16 protein-coding genes and 1 pseudogene are annotated in these 22,661 nt (G+C 68.0%); 2 read left to right on the top strand and 15 right to left on the bottom strand.

Features of this window, described 5'->3' with window-relative positions; genetic code table 11:
- Window positions 1–40 precede the first annotated feature (40 nt).
- The 4 genes from CDN38_RS14275 to CDN38_RS30810 all read right to left on the bottom strand — a co-directional run bounded on the left by CDN38_RS14275 (window position 41) and on the right by CDN38_RS30810 (window position 3,179).
- Window positions 41–1,813, bottom strand: coding sequence for an acyl-CoA dehydrogenase family protein (locus CDN38_RS14275; RefSeq protein WP_075509152.1), 1,773 nt, complete (start codon window positions 1,811–1,813; stop codon window positions 41–43).
- Between the two features lie 121 nt (window positions 1,814–1,934).
- A complete protein-coding gene (locus CDN38_RS14280) occupies window positions 1,935–2,156 on the bottom strand; it encodes a hypothetical protein (RefSeq protein ID WP_075509153.1) in 222 nt (73 codons plus the stop codon).
- A 164-nt stretch (window positions 2,157–2,320) separates the two neighbouring features.
- Window positions 2,321–2,788 carry a hypothetical protein gene (locus CDN38_RS14285; RefSeq protein ID WP_233026875.1) on the bottom strand — a complete coding sequence of 156 codons (468 nt, stop codon included), beginning with the start codon at window positions 2,786–2,788 and terminating at the stop codon, window positions 2,321–2,323.
- 109 nt (window positions 2,789–2,897) lie between these two features.
- Complete coding sequence (locus CDN38_RS30810; protein ID WP_233026876.1) at window positions 2,898–3,179, bottom strand: hypothetical protein; 282 nt, start codon at window positions 3,177–3,179, stop codon at window positions 2,898–2,900.
- 127 nt (window positions 3,180–3,306) lie between these two features.
- Here CDN38_RS30810 and CDN38_RS30815 point away from each other — a divergent pair, with 127 nt between their 5' ends.
- Complete coding sequence (locus tag CDN38_RS30815) at window positions 3,307–3,513, top strand: hypothetical protein (protein ID WP_233026877.1); 207 nt, start codon at window positions 3,307–3,309, stop codon at window positions 3,511–3,513.
- Window positions 3,514–3,647: 134 nt separating this feature from the next.
- Window positions 3,648–5,108: an arylsulfotransferase family protein gene (locus CDN38_RS14295; RefSeq protein WP_075509155.1), complete on the top strand. Its 1,461-nt coding sequence runs from the start codon at window positions 3,648–3,650 to the stop codon at window positions 5,106–5,108.
- A gap of 92 nt (window positions 5,109–5,200) precedes the next feature.
- On the opposite strand, the gene embB is transcribed toward CDN38_RS14295, so the two are convergent.
- The 11 genes and pseudogenes from embB to CDN38_RS28975 form a co-directional block, all read right to left on the bottom strand.
- Entirely contained in the window at window positions 5,201–8,446 is a 3,246-nt protein-coding gene (embB, locus tag CDN38_RS14300; RefSeq protein ID WP_075509156.1) for an arabinosyltransferase EmbB, read from the bottom strand.
- On the bottom strand, window positions 8,443–11,718 hold the full coding sequence (locus tag CDN38_RS14305) for an arabinosyltransferase domain-containing protein (RefSeq protein WP_099319014.1): 3,276 nt from the start codon (window positions 11,716–11,718) through the stop codon (window positions 8,443–8,445). The genes embB and CDN38_RS14305 overlap by 4 nt, the downstream gene beginning before the upstream one ends.
- A 407-nt stretch (window positions 11,719–12,125) precedes the next feature.
- Entirely contained in the window at window positions 12,126–15,398 is a 3,273-nt protein-coding gene (locus CDN38_RS14310) for an arabinosyltransferase domain-containing protein (RefSeq protein ID WP_075509158.1), read from the bottom strand.
- Complete coding sequence (locus CDN38_RS14315) at window positions 15,398–17,362, bottom strand: galactan 5-O-arabinofuranosyltransferase (RefSeq protein WP_099319015.1); 1,965 nt, start codon at window positions 17,360–17,362, stop codon at window positions 15,398–15,400. Before CDN38_RS14315 ends, CDN38_RS14310 begins: the two co-directional genes overlap by 1 nt.
- Window positions 17,363–17,364: 2 nt before the next feature.
- Entirely contained in the window at window positions 17,365–18,129 is a 765-nt protein-coding gene (gene dprE2 / locus CDN38_RS14320) for a decaprenylphospho-beta-D-erythro-pentofuranosid-2-ulose 2-reductase (RefSeq protein ID WP_075509160.1), read from the bottom strand.
- A complete protein-coding gene (dprE1, locus tag CDN38_RS14325) occupies window positions 18,130–19,503 on the bottom strand; it encodes a decaprenylphosphoryl-beta-D-ribose oxidase (protein WP_099319016.1) in 1,374 nt (457 codons plus the stop codon).
- 109 nt (window positions 19,504–19,612) lie between these two features.
- Window positions 19,613–19,978, bottom strand: a complete 366-nt coding sequence (locus CDN38_RS14330; RefSeq protein ID WP_099319392.1) for a GtrA family protein — start codon at window positions 19,976–19,978, stop codon at window positions 19,613–19,615.
- 136 nt (window positions 19,979–20,114) lie between these two features.
- The gene (locus CDN38_RS14335) at window positions 20,115–20,600 is read right to left on the bottom strand and encodes a GreA/GreB family elongation factor (RefSeq protein WP_075509163.1); all 486 of its coding nucleotides are present in this window, start codon (window positions 20,598–20,600) and stop codon (window positions 20,115–20,117) included.
- A 190-nt stretch (window positions 20,601–20,790) separates the two neighbouring features.
- Window positions 20,791–21,394 (bottom strand): annotated as a pseudogene (locus tag CDN38_RS14340) (hypothetical protein).
- A gap of 39 nt (window positions 21,395–21,433) precedes the next feature.
- On the bottom strand, window positions 21,434–21,661 hold the full coding sequence (locus CDN38_RS33560) for an NfeD C-terminal domain-containing protein (protein WP_497755993.1): 228 nt from the start codon (window positions 21,659–21,661) through the stop codon (window positions 21,434–21,436).
- Window positions 21,662–21,997: 336 nt separating this feature from the next.
- Window positions 21,998–22,564, bottom strand: coding sequence for a hypothetical protein (locus CDN38_RS28975; protein WP_075509164.1), 567 nt, complete (start codon window positions 22,562–22,564; stop codon window positions 21,998–22,000).
- Window positions 22,565–22,661: the final 97 nt, after the last annotated feature.

Genomic DNA, 22,661 nt, shown 5'->3' on the forward strand with positions numbered 1-22,661 from the left:
CGTTTCGTCCCGAAATGGTGGGATTCTGTGTCTGCTCGCGCTACAAGCGCAGTGCCCCGTCCGCGAGTTCGTCGAAGCGCTGCAGCGCTTCGACGGGTTCGGTGTCGATCCCGCGCAGCGGGCCGCGGTCGGCCAGATACCGGTGCGTGTATAGCCGGGCGACGAGAGCCTTGCGGTCGGCGCCGCGGGTGGCCCGCTCCCACGCTGCCTGCTCGGTGAGCAACGCCCCGGCATAGACGTCGCCCATGAACTGGGCCAGCGGGAACAGTCGCGCCTCGGCCACCTCCCGGTCCAGCTTCGTCCACGCCGTGATCGCCTGGTCGAGGTCGTCGATGCGCCGCGATACCAGCCGCGTGGTCTCGTCGTCGTCGGACACCGACACCGCATCGCACATCCGGGCCAGCAACGGCTCGTGCGCCCGCGACTGTTCCATGCCCCGCCGCACGTCGAGGCAAAGGATATTGTCGGAGCCCTCCCAGATGGTGTTGACCTGCGCGTCCCGCAGGATCCGGGCCACCGGCCAGGTCTCGATGTAACCGTTACCGCCGTGCATCTCGACCGCATCGGACGCGGCGGTGATCCCGAGCCGGCACACCCGCAGTTTGGTCACCGGCACGGCGATGCGCTGCCGGATCGTTTGCGGCTGACGGTGGTTGGTGGCTCCGGTGCCGTCGAAAATCAGCGCCAGCGCGGCTTCGACGTCGACGACCATCTCGGCCAGCTTGCGCCGGATCAGCGGTTTGTCGATCAACGCCTCGCCGAACGCGCGCCGCTGGCGGGCATAGCACAGCGACTCGACCAGGGCGCGGCGCGCGTTGCCGACGGCGAACGAGGCGGTGCCCAGCCGCAACTTGTTGGTCAGCTCCATCATGCGGCCGAGCCCTTTGCCGTCGGCCGGCCCGGAGTCAGCCTGCGGTTCGCCGGACAGCAAAAAGGCTTCGGCGTCGACGAACTCGATTTCGCCGGAGGCAACCGAGCGGGTACCCAGCTTGTCCTTCAGCCGCCGGACGCGCACGCCGTTGCGGGAGCCGTCCCGTCGTGTCCGCAACACCAGGAAGGAGGCCACCCCCCGGGGCGAGTCGGGAGCCCCCTCGGGTTTGGCCAGCGCCACAAACGCCTCACCGGCGCAATTGGAGGCAAACCATTTGAAGCCGTTCAGCAGCCAGTCGTCGCCACAGCGTGTCGCTGTGGTCTCGAGCGCGCCCAGGTCGGAGCCGCCGGTGCGCTCGGTCATCAGTTGCGCCGCCTCACCGTCCCACTCGCCGGAGTTGAGTTTGCCCAGGACGTAGTCGCGTACATCGGGGGGCGCGTAGGCCGTCACCAGTGACCGGACCATGTTGCCGCCGGTGCCCAGCGCGCAGGCCATCCCGATGTCGGCCTGGTTGAGCAGATAGTTGGAAGCGAACAGTGGCAGCGACGGGCTCACGCCGGCCCGCTTGGCGTCGTCGCGCAAGGCTTGCTGGGCGTCCAGAATGGCTCGCTTGGATCGGGTGAACGATTCCGGCATCACCACCCGGCTGATGTCATGGCCCCACCGGTCGTAGCGTTCCAGCTGCGGGGGATTGCGGTCGGTCTCCTCGGCCCAGCGCGTCACCGGGCCGCCCATCAGCTCACCGATGCGGGTCAAATGAGGCTCGGCGAAACCCAATTCGTCGGGCAGCAGGTAGTACGCCATGGTGAACTGCAGCGTGGGATCGGTGAGGTACCAGTTGAGACCGGTGGCGCCCTGGTAGTTCTCGGTGCGGTAGCGGCCGGCTTTTTCCGGTGTCGAGAACGGCAGCCGGTCGACGGCCTCCAGGAGGTATTTGCTCATCCCGCGACACTATTACATAGGTTTTATATATGTCTATACTTCCGGGACGCAGCTTCGGCCCGGCCGGCCGCCTCAGGGGCGATAAACGGCTTGCGCCACAACGGAATCCAGCGCGGCTAAGCTAAGGCGCGGGCTCAACCAGGGTGAGCCGCGGCCACGCCACCGCATAGCCGAACCGAACCGGCGTTCCGTGGTTCCGGCCTCGTTGCAGCACCGCCAGCCACGTGGCGAACTGGGGGTCGTCGCGTTCCAGCAGGTAGATGGCCGCATGGCGGCCGAAGTGCACCCCTATCGGCTTGTCCGGCTGAGCAGTGTCGAGCCTGACCACGACGTCTTCTTCCACCACCGATCACCTGCCGTCAGTGGTGACCGGCTCGGTCGTGCTGCTCCCATTGGCGCTCCCGGTGGGCCTCCCACGGGGCACGGCGCATCCGACCGCGGTGATGAGCACCGCCATCGCCACCAGACCGGCGATCGAGCGCGCCGCGACGAGATACCGGGGCCCGCTCACGCGGCGCGTGGCAGATCCGGCTTTGCCGTTGCCGTGTGCTGGGTCGGCCGGCTGGGCGTCGGCGCCCAGCCGACGTAGGTGAGATACAGCCCGACCAGCGCAAAAACCAGGCACAAGCTCACCCACACGCCCTGTGCGCCGATCATGCTGTTGGCGACCGTTAGGAAGGCCCTGGGAAAGGCCAACAGCAACAGCCCGCGCAACGTGACAAGCCACCCCAGCAGGGACACGATGATCGCCGCGGCACCGCGCCAGTACTGGTGACTGGACACCATCACCAAGCCGAACAGCAAGATGAAAGCCCCGGTCACCCAGGTCCACAGTGAATTCGCCTCGAATTGTGACAGCAGGTTCGCCATGTCGGAGGCACGTACCACAGCCGTCACGTCGACGATCACCAGGAAAGGACCGAGCACCCGGGAGAACATGCGGGTTCGGGTCTGCGAATCGGGTGAGACGTTCATGGCCATACCTCCATCCGACGCCATTGACGAATCACCTTGAATCGCATCATGCGACGGCCTGCCGCGGTAGGGACCGAAGTCCCCGCCGGTTTGCGAGCGGCCGCCTCGCCTACATGGGCACCAGGAACTCGGAAGTGTAGAACTCGGCGGGGTCTTGGGAATTGCTGTTGGGACGCTCGACAATTACCCACACCCCGGTCGTACCCTGGCGCACCGTGTCCTGAATGGTCACCGTCCCGGTCCCGCCCGCATCGAGGTCAAGGCCGGTGAAAGCGGTGCCCGGGGCCCCGGGACCGCACGGGGCTGTAGATGGGCGGGGCGCCTGTATCAGGCCGACGTCGTAATGCATCCCCGGCTGCGCGGTGTTGACCAGGTGTACCTCGGCGACCACCTGCGATCCCGCGCGGTGGATGAGCGCAGAGCCGGTTCCTGTAGGGGGCGGAACCGCCGGCAACCTGGGCGCGACAGAGGTGCGGCTGTAATCGCATTGCCGCATAGCCGCTCCCAGCGCCACCCTGGTGGCGCTGCTCGAGCCCGGATTGGCCGGCGCGGTGGCGACCGTGATCGCCGCCGCCGGGCAACTCGCCAAAGTGATTGCTGCCGTAAAGGTCATAGTTCGTGTCAGCCTGCGCATGGCCCCCACCGTTCTTTCCCCGCGGTTTGCCCGACCCGCACTAGCTTCGCTAGCTATTGACCGCATCGGCGACGGTGAAACCTCGCGCTGATTTGCCGGCTGGGTGCGGACGAATCACGCCGCCCGCCCATCGAATCTGGTGTATAACCACAGCGACCGGCTGGGGGGAGTAGCGCTTTCCAAGGGTGTGACTAACAGCGTGATGGGCACGTCGAAACGAGTTCGATGACAGGCGAATTGCGGATCTCGCGGCGACAACTTGGTGTCGCCACGGGCGCCATTCTCGCGGGCGGGCTGATTGCCGTCGGTACCCGCGGGCACAAGTCCGCGACCTCCGCAGCCTCGGCCGTCTCGCCGCAATCGCTGGGGTACGTGGTCAACGTCGACAAGCCCGGCGGTGCGTCCGGCTATGTATTCTTTGTCTCCGGAACCACGGCGGCCCACCTTGGGACCGTGTCGCGCCCGTGTGTGCTGGTCGTCGCCGACAAGGCCGGACATGTGGTGTGGCAGCGCGAACTTCCGGCCGGGGAGACCGCGGGCAACCTCCGGGTCCAGCGCTACCGGGGAAAGCCGGTGCTCACCTGGTGGCAGGGCCGCAAGCAATGGGGGCACGGGCTCGGCGCCAGCTATATCGCCGATGAACATTACAACGTGATCAGTACCCTGACGCCCGGCGGCGAGTTGTCGTCGGACATGCACGAATTCCGGCTCACCCCGGACGGCCGCGCCTTGATCACGTCCTACCCGGAGGTCGCGGCCGACCTGACGGCCATCGGCGGACCCAGGGACGGCCGGGTCTACGACTGCACCGCCTCGGTGGTCGACGTAGCCACGAAACAGACGTTGTTCCAGTGGGATGCGTTGAGCCACGTCCCGATCAGCGATTCACCGGCGAAATACACCGCCGGTCAAACGCTCGACGTGTACCACATGAACTCGATCGCGCTGGACCCGGCGGGCAACTTGGTGATCAGCATGCGCGCCCTCTCCACGGTCTTCAACGTCGATTACCGCACCGGCGCCATCAACTGGCGACTGGGCGGTAAGCGGTCCACGTTCGCCCTGGACGACGGCGTCGAATTCGCCTACCAGCACGACGTGGAGATGCCCGATGCCACCACGATCACGTTGTTCGACAACCACTTCCAGGGCAGTCAGGGGCACATGGGCGATGGGTCCGTGCCGACCAGCCTGAAATGGATCCACCTGGATATTGCTGCCGGCCGGGCGAGCCTGGTCCGGGCCCAGCGGCACCCGGGAGATCTCAGCGTGGGGGCCATGGGCAATCTGCAACAGCTCCCTGGTGGCAACACCTTCTCCGGATGGGGCACCGCCGAACACATCGCCGAGTTCACCGCGGGCGGCGAGATGGTGTTCGACGCCAGCCTGCCCGGCGGTACCTATCGGGCGTTCCTCGACGAGTGGACCGGCGATCCCGTCGAACCCCCGCAACTGACCTTCGCCGGCGATACCGCACACGCCATCTGGAACGGCGCCACCAGGGTGGACCGGTGGCGGTTACTGCACGGCCCGGAAAGCAACACCTTGACGCCTCGGACCACCGTCGCCTGGTCCGGCTACGACACGTCGATCCCGCTGACGGGAAGCCCGGACGGCTACTACCAACTCGAGGCGCTGGACGCCGCCGGGGCCGTCATCGGCAAGAGTGTGCTGATCGCACGGTGAGCAAGGCTGTGACGAGACTGCATCTATGTCGCCGAAACTGTGGCCACCGCGTGCCTCGGGGCCTCGAACCCGCGATGAACGCAGACTCGGACTCAGGGGCCGATCCGGATCTTGCCCGGCGACCACAATCCGCTGCGGGTCGCTGTGCCCAGGTCGAGTTGTGCGGGCGGGGCATCGACCAGGGTGTCGAACTTGCGCAGTGATCCCCAGTCGCGGGCCCAGTCGCGCGACAGATAGGTCGCCATCACATGGGCGCGCAGCAGCAAATCGGTGATGCCCAGCAGGCCGCCGTTGACGCCATCTTCCCAGGTGTCGGTGTCCAGCTTCTTGGCGTTGTAGTCCGGCGTGATACGGAATTTTGGAATTTCGGTGACGCCGTTGACGTGCAGCATCGGCTGCTGACACGGGAACGCCAGCCCGACCGCCCAGTCCAGCAGCACCGGTTGGGTGGAGCCGACGTATTCCTGCAACGACCGCAGGTCCGGCACCCGCGGCGGGGTCACCGCGATCCAGTCCTCGGGGGTCAGGGACAGGTCCTCGGCCACCACGCGGACAGCGACGGCGTCGGCGGGCATCTTGTCGCGGGCGAACCGCAGATTGCGCCAGGCTTTGGGCTGTTCCCCGTACAGGTCGTCGGGCACCAGCCGTCCGGCGGGCACCAGCGCGCCCGGCCCCGGCCGGGCGTACTCCAGCACCACCGTCTGCCCGGGGGTGTAGCCGTGCAGCACGCTGTGCCCGGCGATCTTGCCGGCGGCGGTCACCACCACCAGCGGATGTCCGTCGTCCGGCTCGGGCAGCAGATACCACGCCGAGGCGAGTTTGCTCTGCTGCTGCGGCCCGGTGGTGTAGGTGCCCGCCAGCGGAACCCGCGCGGGGTCGAGTTGGTAGGGCAGCGGCACCGTGGAGCCGTTGATGCCCGCCGTCTTGAGTTTGGTCGGCGCGTCCCAGTCGTAGTCGGTGCCCGGCTGGTTGGGTTTCATCACGATCGCCTCGGCGACGGTATGTTCCGGCACGCCGTTGGGGGTGAAGCCGGTTGGGTTGATGCCGCCCAGCGGCCCCAGCGGGCCGTAATCGCCGGGCAGCGCAGTCATGAAGCCCTCGTTGGGATCCGGCTCGACGAGCACGTCGTCGGCCAGCCCGCAGCCGCCAACGAACGCCCGCAGGTTGGACCAGCCGTTGGAGTAGGTGGGGTATTGGCGCACGATCCCGGCCACCATCGACGCGACGAATACCAGCGCCATGAGGCCGGCCGCCAGCGGGACCGGCGCGGTGGTCAGTGCGCGCGGCACGCGGCCCTCACCGCTGCCCCGGGGTGCGAAATGCAACCAGGCCGCATACAGCGCGGCGATCGCGAACAGCGCGAAAAAGATTGTGCTGACCGTGATTCCGGCGATCTTCGGCATCGCGCTGTTGAACGGCACGCCGTAGCTGGACACGTACCACCAGCCGTTGGTGGTGGCCCAGCACAACGCCAGCATGAACAACACCGCCGCCAGGAACGCCATCCGGTTGCGCGACCAGCGCAGCACCGCTGGCGACACCAATACCGTCGTCAGCGCCGCCATCGCCGCCCCCACCGCGGCGAACAGCCCGAAGTGGTGCACCCACTTGGTCGGGGTGAACATCAAGAAGAACATGGTGGCGAAGATGACGCCCATCAACCGCCACGCCGGCCCCCGCGCCACACCGGGAATTCGCTTGCGCCGCAGCATGATAAACACCGCGGTGAACAGGCACAGCGCGGTGATCAGGAAGCCGAACCGGCGCGACAGCGAACCGTCGACGGTGGGCAGGATGAGATAGTAGTAACGCAGGTTCTCGGTGTACCAGGCCTGACTGGGACCGATCTTTCCGCGAACCCTGGTGGCTTCCAACACCGTTGACAGCGTCTGGTCGGCGAAGACGACGGTCAGGATGATGGTGCCGGCGGCCAGCATCGGCGACAGCAACGGCAACGTGCCCACCAGGCGGTGGCGTTTCACGAAGATCCGCAGGATCGGGCGGCCGCCGGCCACCAGCGCGGCCACCGCGATCAAGCCGGTGGGCTGCACACCGAGCGTGAACGCGGCGGCGATGATCGCCAGCGCCGCCGGGGTGAGCCGGCTGTACCGCATCGACCGCTCGATCAGCACATAGGTGACCAGCGAGCCCAGCGCGATAATGCCTTCGGGCCGCAGGCCGTTGTTGAACGGCATCCACGCGGTCAGCAGGACCATCGCCGCGGCCCAGTTGGCGGCTTTGCTGGCCGCCACCGCCGGCCCCAGCCGTGGCAGCACCTCACGCGAGAGCAGCAGCCAGCACACCAGCCCGGCGAACAGGTCCGGCAACCGCATCCAAATGCTGGCGTCGCTGACGTGGGTCATCAGCGCCAGCAGGTTGTAGTACCAGCCGAACGGGTCTTCCGGGCTGCCGAACCAGCGGAAGTAGTTGGACATGTAGCCGGCGCGATCAGCGACCCGGGCCATGCCCAGGATGTAGCCGTCATCGGAGGAGTTGGCGCCGATGACGTGCCAGAGCAGGAACGCGAAGATCACCACGGCGTCGAGCAGGGTGAAGGTGCGCCAGTTCGCCGGGATCCACCGACGCATCCCGCCCGGCGACGATGCAGGCCGATGCGGCCTGAGGAGAAGCCGGGCAATTGAGCCCCGCCCGTCCAGCTGATCGAGCCGCCACAGCGCGATCAACGCCACGACGGTGGCCGCGATCGCGCCGATGATCGCCAGCAGTTTCAGCGTGGTGGGGGTGGTGGAGAACCGGGTGTCGATGGTCGCCGACAGCTTCAGCCCGGGCGGCGCGGGACCGGTGAGGTCGGTGAACACCCCGACAATCTGAGGCCGCAGGTTGGGGTCGGGGAAGCCGCCGCGCAATGGTTGCCCGCCGGGATCCTTGAGGCCCACGAAGGTGGCGAAGGTTCCGGCGTGCGTCGAGGTGACCTCGATCTGCTGGCATTGCGGGGAAGCCACCTGGTCGCGTGGCACCGACAGGATCACCACGTTGCGGTCGGTGACGTCGACCCGCTGGCTGCTGACGACGACGAACATCGCCTGCAGGTTGGCGTCCTTGCCCTGCTTGGGCGCGGTGCCCAGCACCACACCGCCCTGCGGCGGCATGGCGCGCACCACCTCGCACGGCACGGTGGCGGTCAGGTCGACCGGCGTCAGCGAAATCAACGGCGCGGTCACGCTATTAAGCCGCCCTTGCTGCGGCCAGTTGAGCATCGCGGTGGTCTGCACGACGGGCAACAGCGGCGTGGCGACAGATAACACGAAGCCGACCAAGCCAGCGACGATGGCGACCCAGCGCGTCACCCGCACATCGCGGGTCTCGGTCACCCTCATGGGAGAGCCCTGATCGGTCCTTGCCGGCTCCAGCCGGGCACGGTCACCACGCCTTGTTGGACGACGGCATCCGGCGCCTGATCGGCCGGCACCAGCCGGTAGTACTGCTCCACCGTTCCCCAGTCGCGATACCAGTCGCCGCGTAGGTAGGTGGAGATCGTCGAGGTCCGCAGCAGCGCCTGGGTGAACAGGAACGGGCCGCCGGTGGAGCTGGACTGCCACAGGTTCGACGACACCGCGGTCTGCTTGTGGTCGGGCATGATCCGGTATTGCGGAAGTTCGGCCACGCCAAGGTGTTCGGAGAACGGCCGCTGGCAGGGGAAGTTGGCGGCGGTCGCGATGTCCATCAACACCGGTGTCTGGGAGCCGATCAGCTGCTGCAGCGTTTCCAGCACCGGCACCCGCGGCGGGGTGAACGCGAACCATTGCTCGGGGCTCAGGTTGGGGTCGTAGGCGACGATGCGCGCCACGTCGGCCTCCGGCGGGGCCCAGGTCAGCGGGAACCGCAGGTTGCGCCACGCCGGTTGCGGCCCGAGGTCGATCGGGAACACCTGCCCGAGCGCCTGGATGCTGCCGTCGGGGCGGGTGAGGCCCCACTGCAGCTTCAGTGACTGGCCGTAGACGAAGTCGCCGTCCTCTTTGTAAGACCAGATGGCCCCGGCGGCCGAGATCACGACCAGCGGCCGGTCCGCGCTGCGGGCGGGCAGTTGATACCAGGCCGAGGTGGCCGTTGCGGCCAGGGTGTTTTCGCCGTAGCTGCCCATCACTGCGGTGCGAGCCGGGTCCAGCCCGAACGGCAGCGCCGCGTGCGACCCGTTGACCCCGACCGGGCCCTTGCCGCCGGCGGTGCCTGCGGAGTCGGTGATGGCGGCGTTGGGTTTGTTGGGCGATGCGTCGGAGTTGACCACTCCGGGTTTGCTGACCACCGGGTCGGACTTCAGGTCCTCACCCACGCCCTCGGGCTTGAAGCCGACCGGGTTGACGCCGCCGAGCGGTCCGTCGGGTCCGAAGGTCTGACCCGGAACCGGTTGCAGCATGCCGGCATTGGGGTCGGGCTCGGCCAGCACGTCGTCGGCCATAGCGCAACTGTTGGGCGACAGCCCGGATTCCAGCGCGGCCAGGTTGGCCTTGGCGGTGGTGTACAGCGGGTAGCGGGCGGCCGCGCCCTTGGCCAGCGAGCCGACTTCGCCCAGCACCATGATCACCGCGACCACCAGCAACGGGGTGGAGGCCAGGACCCGGTTGCGCCGGTTGTCCTTGACCTCGGTGTGCCCGGCGTAGTCCATCCGGAAGTGGTACCAGGCGGCCAGCAGGCCGGTCAGCACCGACAGCGCCAGGAACATCGACGTCACCGGGTGGCTGGCGATGACCGGCTGGATGTCGTACCACGGCACCCCGTAGTTGCCGACGTAGAACCAGCCGTTGATGCCCGAGGTGGCCCACGCCAGCACGAACAGCAACGCGGTGATGTAGAGCGTGAGGTTTCGCCGGCTGTGCAGCCCGATCCGCGCCACGGTGAACGCGGTGACCGCCCCCAAGGCGCCCGCCAGGCTGGCGAACGCGCCGAACTGGATGGCCCATTTGGTCGGGGTGAATGTCAACAGCAGCAGGCCGACAGCCGTCGTGCCGATCAGCCGCCAGGCCGGACCGCTGGCCAGCCCCGGCACCCGGCCGCGCCGCAGCAGCACGAACAGCATTCCGAACAGGCACAGCAACATCACCAGCACGGCGAATCGCCGCGACATCGACCCGTCCGCATTGGACTCGACTGTGAGGAAGTAGTAGCGCAGGAAGTCTTGGTACCACGCGATCGTGGGCCCGACCTTGTACTTGATCCGCGCCGACTCGGCGACCGTCGCCAACGTCTGGCTGCGGAACACCACCACGGTGATCAGCGACAGTGACGCCGCCAGCACTGCCAGCGGCGCCAGTAGGCCGTCGGTGGCCTGGCGCCGCCGGATGATTTGGGCGATGGCACGGGCGCCGGCGAGCAATGGGGCCAGCGCTATCAGGCCCTGCGGCGCCAGCGTAGCGGTCAGCATTGCGACGATGATGGCGAACGCGCCCGGCGCCAGGTGGCGTTGCGCGATCGAGCGTTCCACCAGCACCCAGGTGACCAGCACACCCAGCGCGATCAGCGGCTCGGGCCGCAGGCCGTTGTTGAATGGCAGCCACGCGGCCAGGAACACCGCGCCCGCGGTCAGCACCGCCGCCCGGTTGGATGCCAGGCCGCCCTTGCCCGGTCCCAGCCGCCGCAGCGCGAAGTGATTGATGAGCAGCCAGCAGCCGATCCCGGCCAGCGTGGCCGGCAGCCGCATCCACACGCCGGCGGTGCTCACCGAGGCCAGCCGGGCCAGCGCCCCGAGATACCAGTCGAACGGCGCCTCCGTGGTGCCGAAGTAACGGTAGTAGTTGGCGACATAGCCGGCCTTGGGCGCGATGCGGGCGACGGTCAGGTTGTAGCCGTCGTCGGAGGAGGTGGCGCCGATGATGTGCCAGAGCAGCAGTGTGGCGATCACCCCGGCGTCGGCAAGCCAGGTCGCGAAGCCCGCTCGGGGGCGGCGTCGAGAGAGCCGTACGCCGCCCCGGCTCTGGCGATCCAGGACCGCCAACGCGACGATGGCGGCCGCGACCGCCAGCGCGCCCAGGGTCATCGCTATCGTTTTGACGGCGGCGGGGTTGGTGATGAATCGGGTGTCGACGTCCACGCGGGCCGACAGGCCGGGCTGGGCGGGCACCTTCAGGTCGGTAAAGATCCCGCCGACCTGCGGCTTCTTTTCGGCGGGCAGAGTTCCCGCGGCACCGGCAATGCCGACGAAGTCGGCGTGCGCACCGCCGGCGTCGGCCCACAGGTGCAGCACGCTGCAGCGTCCCTCGGCGATTGCCGAGCGCGACGCCACCGCGGCCACCGTGTCGCGGAAGGCGACGACGACGGTGTCCTTGTCGGCCCGGACGAACAGGCCATGTTTACCGGTGTCCACGCCGCCGGTTGGCAGGGTCGACAGCACCAGGCCGCCGCCGGCGGGCAGGGTGGCGATCGCCGGGCACGGGACCGAGATGTCGAGCGCCCGCGGCGCCCCCGACACCAGCGGTGCGGTGATCTGGGTGACGCCGCCGTCGGCCGTACTGCCCTGGGGCCACAGGATCGTCGCCGTCGTTTGCTTCACCGGAAGCAGCGGAACCAGGGCGCACAACAGCAGTCCGGCGATTCCCGAGACGACGGCTACTAGGCGGGCGATCCGGTGAGATCGCTCATTACCGTCGAGGGGCACGAGGGTCGATCGTAGGCGACGAGCCTGAGTGGCTTTCGGACGCGGGGCCGGACAGGGAGGGCGGTTATTTCGATCGAGTCCGCGTCAGGTGCGTGAAGCCGCCGCTAAGCGGCGATGTGGGCGCAGTCAGCGCGGGCTCGATCGCTGGGGTGGGGTGGGCCCGACTCCGGCTACATCGTCAGGAACGGGGGCTGGTGGCATCGACCTGCGAAAACTCCTGCAAGGTCAAGAGGAGCCGCCTGAAATGCGCAGTTACCCGGAGCGCTCCTGAAAGCAGCCTGCTCCCGCATAGCTTTGTTAGGCCGAAGCCGAGTTCGGTGTCCTGGTGCGGCGCCGGAGCGCGATGGGGGCGCCGCGGCATATCTCGGAACGAAGCGGCCGGGCCCCAACACTCAAGAGGTCAACCCCTACCCCTCGCGCATTGGCGCGGGATTCCACAGGCCGCTACGGGTCACCGTGCCCAGCTGCAAGCGCGCCGGCTCGGCGTCGGGGTAGTAGGGGGTTAGCCGCTGCAGCGAGCCCCAGTCCCGGAACCAGTCGTCCTTGAGATAGCTGGCCACCGTCGTAGCGCGCAGCAGCAACTCGGTGATGCCCAGCGGGCCGCCGCCGTTCTTGTCCATGACGGGAGAGTTGGCCTCGGCGCCGAACCGGTCCGGCAGGATCCGCCATTTCGGTGTCTCGATGACACCGTTTTGATGGCCGAACGGTCGCTGGCATGGGAATGCCAGCCCGACCAGCCAGTCCAGGAACACCGGATCCTTGGAGCCCACCACATCCTGCAGTGTGCGCAGCCGTGGAATGCGTGGCGGTGTCAAGGCGATCCAGTGCTGCGGAGCCAGGTCCTCGTCGTCGGCCACCAGGCGAATTTGGGTGGCGCTGTCGGGAATGGCCGACAGCGGCGCGCGTAGGTTACGCCAGGCCGGCACCGCGCCGACGTCGGCAAAGCTCATCGAGCCGCCGGGGTGTCCCGGCGCGGCTTGGTCGTCGGTGGCCCATTGCACCTGGACTTCGCGGGGGTCGAAGCGGCCGGCTGCCGAAACGACCAGCAGCGGTGTCTTGTTGCGTTCCTCCTTGGGGGGCAGGCGATACCAGCCCGACCGGAGCAGGGCGGGCACCTGGATGCCGGTCCGCCAGCTGCCCAGTACCGGGGTTCGGGCGGGGTCCAGGTTGAAGGGCAGCCGAGCGCGGGAGCCGTTGATCCCCGGTGCGGCGGTGGTGCCGCCTTCGGTGCCGGCTTCGGTGCCGGTGACCAGCCCGTCGTCGTTGATGAAGCTACGGTCACCCGGACGTTCCATCACCGGGTCGGCGGAGACGTCAGCGGGAATTCCGTTGGGCGTAAAGGCTTCTGATAATCCGGCCCCGAGCGCCTCGGCAACCGGAGCGCTCACTGGCGGCAGCATGCCGGCGTCGGGATCGAGCTCCACCAGTACGTCTTCGGCCAGCCCGCACGTCTTGCCGGTCACAGCTTGCAGGTTGGACCGGCCGACGGACCACGCCGGGTACTGGGAAATCATCCCCAGGGTCAGCGACGCGACCTCCATGATCACCAGCAGCCACGTCGCAATTGCCAACGGGGACTGGATTATCCGGGCCAGCCGTGCCCCGATCCGGGTCTTGGGCGGCCCGTCGTCGGTGTCGACGAAGTTAAACCACGCCGCCACCACCAGCACCAGGACCGAGAGCTCGAGCAGCGCGGTGGTGAGCGACCAGCGCCACTTCGGGAACGAATTCGACCATGGGACACCGAAATTGGAGACGTACCACCAGCCGTTGACGCTGGCGAAGGACAGCGCCATCACGAAGATCACCACGGCGGCGAACACGGTGCGGTTGCGTCGGGACCGCATCGCCGCCCCGGTCACCGCGACCGCGGCCAGCGCCCCCAGTGAGCCCGCCAGCCCGGCGAACACCCCGAAGTGGTGGGTCCATTTCGTCGGGGTGAACATCATGGCCAGGAACGAGATGATGGTGATCCCGATGATGCGGCGGCTGGGGCCGGCGGCCGTGCCCGGAATTCGCCCTTTGCGCAACGACATTGCCACCGCGACGGCGAGCGCGACGACCAGCGCCAGCACCGCGAAGCGGCGGGCCACCGACCCGTCGGGGCTGGCCATGAACAGCCGCTCGTAGCGGATGTGTTCGTCGAACCACTTGAGGCTGGGCCCGACGGCACGCTTGAGCAGGCTGGCCCCGGTCTCGCCGGCAAATGTCTGGTCGCGGAAGATCAAGATCGCTGTGACGGTGGCCGCGGCGAGCAGCGGCGCCAGCAGCGGCAGCGCGCCGAACTGTTTGTAACGCCGGTGCAGGATGGTCCGCAGCGGCCCGATGGCGACCAGCAGCGCGCCGATCGAGGCGATGCCGGTGGGCCCGGAGAACAGCGTCAGCGCACCGAGGATGCAGGCGATCGCCACCGGCAGCAGCCGGCTGGTGGCCACCGCGCGCTCCACCGAACACCAGGTCAGCAGGATGCCCAGGGCGATGATCGGCTCCGGTCGCAGGCCGTTGTTCAGCGGCAGCCAGACCGCCAGGAACATGCCTGCCGCCGTCCACGCCGCCGCGCGGCTGTGTTTGACGGCGTGGCCGAGACGGGGGATGACCTCGCGGCTGATCAACCACCAGCACGTCAAGGCCATCGCCAGGGTGGGCAGCCGCATCCAGACGCTGGCGGTGCTGACGTGTGCCCACAGTGCCAGCAGGTCGTAGTACCAGCCGAAGGGCGCCTCGGGTGTGCCGAACCAGCGGTAATAGTTCGCCATGTAGCCCGCGTGTTCGGACACCCGGGCCATGGTCAGGATGTAGCCGTCGTCGGAGGTATTGGCGCCGACGACGTGCCACCACACCAGCACGGCGATGACCAGGGCGTCCAGCCCGCCGACCGACCACCAGCGCCGCGGCAGGATGCGCCGGTGGCGGGTGCCGTCGGCGGTGTCGAGGACGTGCAGTGCCACCAGGGCGACGGCGGTGGACAGCAGGCCGAGGATCATCGCGGCCATCTTCAGCGGGGTGGGGCTGCTGCTGTAGCGGGTGTCGACGGTTGCCGAGAAGCTCAGGCCCGGCGGTGTCGGCCCGGACAGATCGGTGAACACTCCGACGATCTGCGGCCGAAAGTCGTAGCCGCCGCGCTCCCCGCGCAGCGGTTCGCCGGGATGTCCGGTGTTGGGACCCTGTTTGAGCCCCACGAATTCGGCGGCGACCTTGTCGGCGTGGGCGGTGAACGTCAACTGCTGACATGCGGGGCTCAGCACCTGGCTCAGCGGAGCGCTGACCACCGGGACATTGCGCACCACCAGCACCAGGTCGTCGTTGGCGCGCTCGATGAGCAGCCCGCGGTCGACGGCGATGGGGGCCTGCTTGGGCACCGTCGACAACAGCACGGTCTTGCCGGTGTTCTGCGGCCCGGCCAGTCCGGCGGCGGCCTGGCAGGGGATGGCGATGTTGAGTTCGGTGGCCACATAGCCGATCAGCGGCGCCTCGACGCTGGTGAAGGTGCCGCTTTGCGGCCAGTTCAGCTGCGCGGTGGTTTGCTTGACCGGCAGCAGCGGGGTGGCCAGCGCCAGGATGGTCCCGAGCAGGCCCGCGACGGCGGCGACGAACCGAGCGATCCGGTAGTTTGCTCCCGCGTCGCTCACGGAGGTAGATGGTAATTGTTGCAGCGCGCCCGGTGCGGTTTCGGTGGCCATCAGGTTCCCGCCGCCGGTCTGCGAATGGCCAGCACGAACGGGCCTATGGTGTCGACGCTGAAACGCGGGTCGGCGAAGAGCGCGGCCTTCAGGTCCACCGTGTAGCGACGGACGTTGGGCTGGTTGGGGTAGACGTCTTCGGCCAGCCGCAGGGTGTAGGTGTTGCTTGCGCCGCGGCGCATGAGGAAGACCGTCGGCGCCGGCCAGGGCAGCTTGTCCAGGGCGTCGATGAACTCGCCGGCGGTCTTGAGCTTGGCCCAGCTCTCGATCTGGGTGGCGCGCTTGTCGAACTGCGCCAGCGGGTTGGCGTAGTGCGACGTCAGCCCCTGGAAACCCCAATAGGGGTAGTACGACAGGAAGCTGTAGTCGGCGGTAAGCACCACGAGCTGATCCCGCGGTTTGCCGGTGACCTTTCTGATGGCGGCGTCAACCGCCGGGTAGTACTTCTCGGAGCCGGGCGGGCGCCGGTCACCGCGCTGGCCGTGGCCGTCGGTGTCGGTGTAGGCGACGGTCAGGTCGGGCCGCAGCACGTCGGGAATGTCCTGGCTGAACGCGATGGCGCCGGCCAGTCCGATCGCACCGGCCACCGGGAGCACGGCACGGCTGCGTTTGGACAGTAGTTCTGCGGCTTCGACGAAGCCGAACACGCCCGCGGCGGCCAGCAGCACGGTCAACGTCGGCTGCAGCCGAAACGACAGCAGCGTGGTGCGGGCCAGCGTGGTCAGCATCGACAGCAGCGACCACAGGTAGACGGCCAGCACACCGATGGCCAGCGCGCCGGCCCGGGTCGACGACCGCGCCCGGATCACCAGCCACAGGGTGCCCAGCAGGCACAGCGCGCCCAGCAGCGAGAACTGCAGCATCGGGAAGGTCAGTTCGGCGCCGTCGGCCGGCAGGTAGTGCTGGGCGCTGCCGGCGTTGCTGACCGGGTCGCGGGCCGCCCGCAGCAGATACGGCAGCCAGGTGCTGGAGCCGATGGCCGCCGCGATGACGCCGATGGCGGCCAGCCGGCGCAGCGGGTCGACGGCCGCCTTGAGGCCGCCGCGCCGCCACCGGGACCCGACCAGCAGCAGCGCCATCAGCGCGACCGTGAACGCGCTGTAGGCGAATAGCAGCGTGTACCAGGTCGCCGCGAAGCCCAGGAAGACGCCGGCGCCGACGACGGCGGCCCAACCCGCCTTCGTCGTCGTCGTCGTCAAGCCGAGCGTGACGCCATCGTCACGCTCGGCTTCGGGTGTGACTGTGGCGTCACACTCGCGGCGGCGATCGCCGGCGCGCAGCCCCGACCAGGTCAACACCAGCACCGGCGGCAGCAGCACGGTGATCATCGCGGCGTACGGCTCCGGCGAGCTGTAGGCCAACGTCACCGCCGCCGTGGCGATGGTGACCAGCAGCGCGTACTCGAAGCGGATCAGCCGCCACCACAGCACCAACGCCACCGCGACCGCGACGGTGATCGACGTGATGGCCCACGGTTTGAACATCTCCCAGGCCGGTGTGCCGGTCAGCGCGGCGGCGCGCCCGCCGATCCAAAACCAGCCGGGCGGGTAGAACGGCGGCAGCCCGAGGTAGGTCATGTCCTGCAGGGCGGGGCTGTCGGCGAGCCGGGTCAGGTACTCGGTGCGGAACTGCTGGTCGACCGAGACGCCGAACAAGTACAGGGCGGTGGCTCCCAGCGGCATGCCCAGCGTTACCGCGGTGAACGCTGACACCAGCACCAGCCCGCCCAGCTGCGCCAGCCGGCGAAACCGCCCGGAGCGCCACACCCAGCCGACGGCGAGCAGCCCGGCCAGACAGCCGACCTGGCCGACGGTGGTCAGCGCATGCAACTGGTTGGACGACGGGTAAGCCGGCCACTCCACCCGCGAAATGACGGCCAGCGAAGCGACGGCCACCACAACAGCCACGAACGCCGCAACGGCCATCGGGCCGATAGTGGCCAGCGCGTTGCGGGCACTCGACATGCTCAGATGGGCAGCTTGCGGAAGACGCTTCGCGGGATGTGTCGCAACACCATCATCACGTAGCGGAATGCTGCTGGCGCCCAAACCAATTCCTTACCTTTTGCGGCCGCGGTCACCGCGAGGTTGGCGACGTACTCCTTGTCGACGGTCAGCGGAGCTTCCTTGATATGCGCGCTCATCCGGGTGCGGACCTGGCCCGGCCGGATCACCAGAACCCGAACCCCATACTCGCGCAACGCCTCTGACAGTCCCAGGTAGAAGCCGTCCAGGCCGGCCTTGGTGGAGCCGTAGACGAAGTTGGACCGGCGCACCCGTTCGCCAGCCACGGTGCTCATCGCGATGATCTGGCCGAAGCCCTGGGCGCGCATCTTCTCGGCCAGCAGCACGCCCACCGAAACCGCCGCGGTGTAGTTGATCTCAGCGATCTGCACCGCCTTGCGCTGGTTCTGCCACAGCTCTTCGGCGTCCCCGAGCAGGCCGAACGCGACTATGGCCACGTCTATGTCGCCATCGGCAAAGCACTGCTGGATCACCTTCGGATGGCTTTCGGTGTCTACCGCGTCGAAGTCGACCAGTTCCACCGACCGCGCGCCGGCGGCTTTCATCGCGGCGACCGCGTCGTCGCGTCCTGGGTCGTCGGGCAGGCAGGCCAGCACGATGCGCGCCGGGGCGTTGCGCAGGTAGCGCTCGCAGATGGCCAGCCCAATCTCGGACGTGCCGCCCAGCAGCAGGATGGACTGGGGGTTTCCCACAGCGTCAAGCACCATCTAGAGCAGCTCCAAACGTCGGGCCATGTCAGAGGCGAACACCCGCAGTGGGTCGACCTTGCGGCGCACGGCAATCCATTCGTCGATGCGCGGATACATGGCGTGGAAGGTTTCGGCGGTGGTGCGGGAATCCTTGGCGGTGTAGAGCCGGCCGCCGAATTCCAGTACCCGGCGGTCGAGTTCGCTGACGAACTCGTTCAGGCCGGCCTTGATCGGGAAGTCGACGCAGATGTTCCAGCCCGGGATCGGAAAGCTCAGCGGTGCCCGGTTGCCGGGGCCGAACAACTTGAACACGTTGAGAAACGAGTAGTGGCCGCTGGCCTGGATGTCGCGGATGATCTTCTTGAACTCGTCGACCGCCTCGGTGGGAATCACGAACTGGTACTGCAGAAAACCCGCCGGACCGTAGGCGCGATTCCATTCACCGAACATGTCCAGCGGGTGGTAGAACTGCGTGAGGTTCTGGATCTTGCCGCGGTAGGTGCCGGACTTGCGGTACCACAGCTCGCCGATCGGCCCGAACGTGTATTTGTTGGCCAGCCCGTTAGGGAACACGTCGGGGAACGTAAGCAGTTGGGGCGCATCGAATTTCAGCGGGTTGCGCTGCAACTTCTTGGGCAGCTGGTCCAGCCGGGCCAGCGAGCCCCGAGACACCGCCGCCCGGCCCAGCTTCGGGGGGGCGCTGATCGCGTCGAACCAGGCGCTGGAATAGGTGTAGTCGGCTTCGCTGCCGTCGCTGTGCAGCGCGATGGTTTCGTCCAGGTCGGCGGTGACGTCGCCGTCGGCGATGAAGTATGCGGTCTCGGTGGGTGTCATCTCGATGGTGGCGCGCAGGATGATCCCGGTCAGCCCGTTGCCGCCGACGGTGGCCCAGAACAATTCGGCTTTATCACCATCCGGGGCGACCCGCCGGATCTCGCCGCTGGCCAGCAGCAGGTCCATCGACCGCACATGGTTGCCGAAGCTGCCCGCGCTGTGGTGGTTCTTGCCGTGGATGTCGCAGGCGATCGCGCCGCCGACGGTGACTTGCCGGGTGCCGGGCAGTACCGGCACCCACAGCCCGAACGGCAGGGCAGCCTTCATCAGCTGGTCGAGGTTGACGCCGGCGTCGACGTCGGCCAGCTTGGTGTCGGCGCTGATGGAGTGGATGTTGTTCAGCCCGCTCATGTCGATCACCAGGCCGCCGCCGTTTTGCGCGTTGTCGCCGTAGGAGCGGCCCAGGCCGCGGGCGATCACCCCCCGGGCACCGGAGCGGGCCACCGCCTTGGCGATCACTTCCGGATCGGGCGTGCGCAGCACGTCGGCCACCGAGGGCGCGGTGCGGCCCCACCCGGTCAGCCGGGTAGGGGTGGTGGAACTGGCGTTGCTCGACATCGTCAAAGAGGGTACCGCCTCCCGCGGTGACGCCGCGGGACGCCGACGTCCGGCAGCGGAACCGCTCGATCGAGTGTGCAGTGGCGGTGTCAATCCGGCCGCGGTCCGCTCAGCGGATCCGGAAGATCACCGCTCGCTGCACGACGAAGTTGATCACCGTGGCGGTGCCCTGCGCGATCACGAACGCGACGGGTATCGCCCACCCCCGGTACTGCAACAGCGCCAGGCACAGATGGTTGAGCCCGACCTGCACGGCGAAGGTGACCCCGTAAAGGCCCATGACCGCGGCAAACCGCGCTCTGCTCGGCGAGGCCTGGAAGGTCCATCGGCGGTTGATCAGGTAGGCGGTGATGGTGCCGACCACGACGCTGATGAACTTCGACAGGTCAACCTGCAGGCCCACCCCTTTGTAGAGCGCCACGTAGACGCTGAAGTCGACGATTGCCGCGAAACCGCCGGTGACGACGAAACGCACCATCTGGGTCGTCAGATGCAGGTGCTGATGGTGCTCGCGCGTGGGCGCGGCATCAGGCTCGGGCGGGATCATCGGGGGGAAGTCTAGCCGGGCCGGACCGCGCCTCGGGTGCCTTCCGTTGCCGCGCGCCAGCCGATCAGCTGGGCAACTTCATCGCGATCAGCTCGACCTGACTGGGCCCCCGGGGGGTGGAGTAGGTGACGGTGTCGCCGGGTTGACGCCCGGCGAGCGCCTGACCGAGCGGGCTGTTGGCGGTCAGCGTTTCCGCTTCGTGGCCTTCGGGACTCTCTTCGATGATGGAGATCACGTGCATCGTGACGACCTCACCGTCGGGAAACCGCAACGTCACCTCGGTGCCACCGGGCAGCGCGTCGGATCCGGTCTCGCGCAGCGGCCCGGACTTGAGCCGCCGGTCCAGTTCGTTGATCCGGTCCGCGAGGACGGCCAGCTCGTCGGCGCGCTGGATAGCCTCGGCGGCGTCGCCGTGGTCACCGACCATGCCACGGTCATTCTTGACCTCGATCTCGAGGCGGTCGTGGCGTTGCCGCAGCCTGGCCAGCTCGGCGGCGAGGTGATCGCGTGCCGCTTCCGCCAGCCCCGTTGATTGGACTTCCTCGCTCACGTCCGCAGACCTTTCGCCCCAGGTTGCCGGTAGGTGCCGTGCGCCGATTGCTCATCGGAATCGCGGCGCTTCAGTGTTACACCACCAACGGCCGGCCGTCACTGATATTCGCCAAGCGGATATAGCCGGTTCTTCACGCCTTTAACCATCTGGCGGCCCTGCCGCCCGATGCGGCGTGCCGATCACGTGGTTACGCACCCTCTTTGGCGCTTCCGGTGAGCGGCGACACCACCTTGTCCGAGTCCTCGTCGTAGTCCAGCGTTCCGACGCGCAGTGCGTCGAAGATGGCCACACCTTGCGAAACCAGCCCGGCAGCCACCTGGCTGAGTCCTTCGGCGCCGTTGAGTACGGTCAGATTCGCCCGGGCCAGGCCACGGGCGGCGTTTTCGACGATCACCGGCAGCTGGTCGATGAGCATCCGGTCCAGCGCCACCCGGTTGTGCGACGCCGCCGCTTCGGCCTGGATCTTCATTTTCCCCGCGTCGGCGCCGACCAGAATCCGTGCCCGTTCGGCTTCGGCCTCCGCCGGCCGGACCACCTCGGCGACCAGTTCCTGCTGTCGTAGCTCGGCGGCGGACCACGGCCCGGACGTTGAGCGTGATGCCTTGCTGGGTGACGCACTTTTCGGCGACCTCGGCCTCGCACATGGCCAACGTCAGGAAGGCGGCCTTCCGGAAGAAGGGGACGACGAAGGCGCCGTGGCCGGTGACGACTCGGAAGGGGACGTTGCCCTTGGCCTTACCGCCGGAGATCAGCATCGCCTCGTCGGGAGCGGGCACCTTGTAACCGAGCATCGTTAGACTCCGGTTTCTACGAGAAAAGTGAGGTTGGGATCATTTCGGTCCAGGGCTCGACGATGACCGTTCTCGCACCCGGACCCCAACCACCAGCACGTTGGTGCCCTTCGGCAACGGTTCGTCGGAGCGGGCCAGGAATGCCTCTCTGGTGCCCGCACCGAAACGCCGGGACCGTCGGCGCCCCTCGTCGCCACGATCAACGTCCCGACGCAACCGATGACCGAGGCGTCGCTCACGAAGGAATCCTGCTTCTTCAACGGGCACGGCGGCGAGTTTTACCGGCCGTAGTCAGCCCAGCGGTCGGCTGGTGACGAAGAGTCGGCGGCGATAGGGAGACTCGAAGCCCCCCATCAGCTGGCCGGTGAAGTGGCGGACGCCACGACCGCCGCACGCGACAATCGGGACCATTGCCGCCCTTGATGACTCAGATCTGCTCCGGTTGACAATCAGGCACCGCAGGCCCGGTGGCCGGTGGGCAGCTCGGCGGTATCGCGGGCGGAGGCGAAACCGAAGGCGCTTAGCTGCCTTTGGAGGTCCGCACCCGGGCAGACTGCGCGCGGTAGCCGGGCCACCGTCGCCGGTGACTCGGACGGGTAGCCGTCAGGAACCGGGTCCGGCAATCTCGAGCGCGACCACCCGGGCCGGATAGCGGGTGAGGTCGTAGGCGGGGGCTGCGCCGGACACCACATTCGGCATGTCGCCGGTCGGCCGCCCTTCCAGGCGTGGGGTGACCGTCCAGCTGCCAAACGTGATCGGAACCGTGGCAATGCGCGAGCCGTTCGGATCCGCCACCTGCTGCTGAGACAGCACCATGCGCCAGCTGAGCTGATGGGGATCCGTCGCGATGGCGTACGGGCGCACCAGCCGCCACGTCGTCACCAACCAGGCGGCATTCCGCGGCGGAAACCGCAGTTGCAGGTTCAGCGCGCCGCCGACGCCGGTGTCGCTCGATGACACCTCGGCTGGCGCCGACGCGACGACGGCGCGTGCCTGGTCGGCTGACTCGGCGGCGGCGAGTTCCGACGGCAGATCGGTCAGGAACGCGTCGAGCGTCGGTGCCGCGGACGCCGTCGTGCAGCCACGAAGACAAGACCGGCAGCGGCGACGACGACCGCGGCGAGAACGTTCGTAACACGTATGTCCATCCGTCTGCGTCCCTCGCGTCATATCCGCAAACACCGACCTTATTCGAACGCCCGCGCTGACCGGGAATTGTCAGCCGAATCCGGGATCAGTTGAGACGCGGCCGGCGGTGCAAGGCGGC

It is taken from the genome of Mycobacterium ostraviense (assembly GCF_002705925.1).
Lineage (GTDB): Bacteria > Actinomycetota > Actinomycetes > Mycobacteriales > Mycobacteriaceae > Mycobacterium > Mycobacterium ostraviense.